The 3,317-nt window shown below is 64.1% G+C and carries 2 protein-coding genes and 1 pseudogene; 1 reads left to right on the top strand and 2 read right to left on the bottom strand.

What is annotated here, in order from left to right; genetic code table 11:
* Positions 1–1,052 (bottom strand): annotated as a pseudogene (locus ABYW26_RS12350) (hypothetical protein); the annotation flags it as partial.
* A 156-nt stretch (positions 1,053–1,208) separates the two neighbouring features.
* Between ABYW26_RS12350 and ABYW26_RS12345 the strand changes: the two are divergent.
* Positions 1,209–1,910, top strand: a complete 702-nt coding sequence (locus ABYW26_RS12345; protein ID WP_372605202.1) for an SIMPL domain-containing protein — start codon at positions 1,209–1,211, stop codon at positions 1,908–1,910.
* Positions 1,911–1,975: 65 nt separating this feature from the next.
* On the opposite strand, the gene ABYW26_RS12340 is transcribed toward ABYW26_RS12345, so the two are convergent.
* Complete coding sequence (locus tag ABYW26_RS12340) at positions 1,976–3,268, bottom strand: O-acetylhomoserine aminocarboxypropyltransferase/cysteine synthase family protein (protein ID WP_372605201.1); 1,293 nt, start codon at positions 3,266–3,268, stop codon at positions 1,976–1,978.
* Positions 3,269–3,317 lie beyond the last annotated feature (49 nt).

Below are 3,317 nucleotides of genomic sequence, written 5' to 3'. Positions count from 1 at the left end.
GTGTCTATGGCGTCCGGGGCAGGGGCGATGGCGACCACCGGCGGCGCGGTCAATTCATCCGGGTCGGGCAGCAGCACCGCCTCTTGGTTCAACATCCCCACCGACCAGATTGCGATCAGCGCCAGAATGACCAACAGCACCGCCGTCAGCAGCAACCCAAGAAAGCGCGAGCGGCTGGGCAGCAATTGCGATTTGCGCGCACCAAAGATGGTCAGCGCCTCGGCCTCGTCATCGCCGGGCTGGTCGGCAATGGCGCTGGTGATCACGGCCGGTTTGGCGGTCGCAGGATCGGGCGGCACGGGCGCTGGTTTGGGCGCGGCGGGGGCTGGCATCAAGGTGATGCGCGGCGCCGGCGTTTCCGGGCGCGCCGTCGGGACGGCGGGCGGCACCTTGGTGCGATTGCGGCGGGTGGAAAAACGCGGCCGGGTTTCGGGCGGCTCAAGCGGCGGTAGGTCCTGTAGTTCGGGCGCGGGGGCCGGGGGGATGACAGGCTCGGGGCTGATCCGCCCGGACAGGCGGGCCGGGAAGCGGTCGCGCTCGACCTCTTCATCGGGCGGAAGCAGGGTGGCGGCACTGCGGGTCAGGCCAAACCACGGCTCGCCGCTGAACATGCCCTCTTCGGGCACGGCGACAAAGCTGACCGGGTTGAACCCATGCGCGGCGGCAAAGGTTTCAGCCTCGGCCAGCGTTTCTTTGGCCACCGCCGCGACCTGCGCCAAGCCGCCCTTGCCGACGCGGAAATCGAAGGCCAGTTCGGACACCGGGTAAGGCGTCAGCCCGTCCAGACCCACGGCGATTTCCGCCCGCTGGGTTTCCGGGTCCGAGGTCGTGACCTCAAGCGTGGTATATAGAATCTGGCTGTTGGGCAGGATCAGCTTGGACAGGATGCCGCCGCCTTCCAGCGAACTGGCGGTCCTGCGCAGCATTTTCAGCGTGTCGTCCAGCGCCGGGTCATCGACGGCAACGCCGCCAACGTTATTCCAGCCGCCCTTGGCCCTGTGCAGCAAGGCAATCGAGTCTTCGGACAAGGACAACGCAAAACGTGGTTTCATACCGACGATCTATAGTATCGCACCGAAAAACGGCAGAGAAATAGCCCAAGGCCGTCAGGACTATAGCAGGAAATCGCCGAAGGTAAGGTGTTTTCCCAAGGAATTCCTTGCGGGTTGCGTCAAACCCTTCAAGCTAAGGATGAAAAGGAGAACCCCATGCGAATGTCCCCTGTTTTTGCCGTCATCCTGTCACTGATCCTGCCGCTGCCGGCGCTGGCCGAAGCCCCGGTGCCAACCCTGACCGTGACCGGGCAGGGCCGGGTGGCCACCGCGCCGGATATGGCGACGATCTCGCTTGGAGTGACGGCGCAAGCCAAGGCCGCCGCCGATGCGATGGCTCAGGTCAGCACCGGCACCGCCGATATGATCGCCGCGCTGAAAGGCGCCGGTATCGCCAGCGCCGATTTGCAGACCAGCGGTCTTAGCCTGAATCCGCTGTGGAAGAACCGCAGCTATAATTCCGGCGAAACCCCGCAGATCGACGGGTTCGTCGCCTCGAACACGGTGACGGTCCGGGTGCGCGATCTGGCGGCGCTGGGCGGAATTCTGGACAAGGTCGTGGGGTTGGGCGCCAATACGTTCAGCGGGCTTAGGTTTGGCCTGCAACAGCCCGAACCGGCCGAGGACGACGCCCGCCGCGCGGCGGTGGCCGATGCGATGCGCAAGGCGCGGCTTTATGCCGAGGCCGCCGGGATCGAACTGGGCCATGTTCTGTCGATCTCGGAATCCGGCGGCTATGCACCGCAGCCCCTGATGCTGGAGGCCGCCGCGATGCGCAGCATGGGGGATGTGCCGGTCGAGGCTGGCGAGGTCTCGGTCAACGCCTCGGTGACGATGGTGTTCCTGCTGGACGACTAAGGCTCCCAACGAAAAACGGCCCCGTCTGATAAGACGGGGCCGCGTGTGTTCTTGCGGGTGACCGCTTAGGCCGTGGCTTTGGCCAGCGCCTGATCAATGTCGCGGATCAGGTCGTCGGCGTCTTCGATACCGATCGACACCCGCACCACGTTCGGCGCGGCGCCTGCGGCGACCTGTTGGGCTTCGCTCAGCTGACGGTGCGTGGTCGAGGCCGAATGGATCACCAGCGACCGGGTATCGCCAAGGTTGGCGACATGGCTGAACAGCTCGACCGAATCCACGAATTTGACGCAGGCGTCATAGCCGCCCTTCAGCGCAAAGGTGAACAGACCGCCGGTGCCCTTGGGGCAGATCGCCTTGCCGCGCTCATAATAGGCCGACGAGGGCAGACCGGCATAGGTGACGAATTCGACGCGCGGATCGCTTTCCAGCCAACCGGCGACCTTTCGCGCGTTCTCGACATGGCGCTGCATGCGCAGGCTCAGGGTCTCGATCCCCATCAGGGTGTAATGCGCGGCTTGCGGGTTCATGGTCATGCCCAGATCGCGCAGGCCGATGGCGATACCGTGAAAGGTAAAGGCCAGCGGGCCGAAGGTCTCGTGGAACTTCAGGCCGTGATAGGCGGGTTCGGGTTGCGACAGCGACGGGAACTTGTCGCTGGCCGACCAGTCGAACGTGCCCGAATCCACAATCGCGCCGCCCATGACGGTGCCGTTGCCGGTCAGGTATTTGGTGGTCGAATGCACCACCAGCGTCGCGCCCAAAGAGATCGGGTTGCACAGGTAAGGCGTGGCCGAGGTATTATCCACGATCAACGGAATGCCAGCAGCGTTCGAGATCGCGGCAATGGCGGGAATGTCGGTGACATAACCGCCGGGGTTGGCGACCGATTCACAGAACACCGCGCGGGTGTCGTCGTCGATGGCGGCCTTGACCGCGTCCAGATCGTCGAAATCGACGAATTTGGCTGACCAGCCAAAGCGTTTGATGGTCTGGCTGAACTGGGTGATCGTGCCACCGTAAAGACGGGTCGACACCACGATGTTGCGGCCCGGCGCCATCAGCGGGAACAGCGCCATGATCTGTGCGGCATGGCCGGACGAACAACAAACCGCACCGACACCGCCCTCAAGCGTGGCGATGCGTTCCTGCAGCACTGCGATCGTGGGGTTGGTCAGGCGCGAATAGATATAGCCGACCTCTTGCAGGTTGAACAAAGCGGCGGCGTGATCGGCATCGCGGAACACATAGGCCGTGGTCTGATAGATCGGCGTCTGCCGGGCACCAGTGGCCGGATCGGGCCGGGCGCCTGCATGGACCTGTAATGTGTCAAAGCCGTATGTCGGGGCATCAGACATGAAATAACCTCCCTCATGAATCTGTCGCGGGCGAGGTTAGGGCACAAAG

The sequence above is a fragment of the Actibacterium sp. genome, from assembly GCF_041584535.1.
In the GTDB taxonomy this organism is placed as follows: Bacteria; Pseudomonadota; Alphaproteobacteria; order Rhodobacterales; family Rhodobacteraceae; genus Actibacterium_D.
The sequence above is the reverse complement of the archived record's forward strand: the minus strand, read 5'-3'. Positions and strand labels throughout refer to the sequence as shown.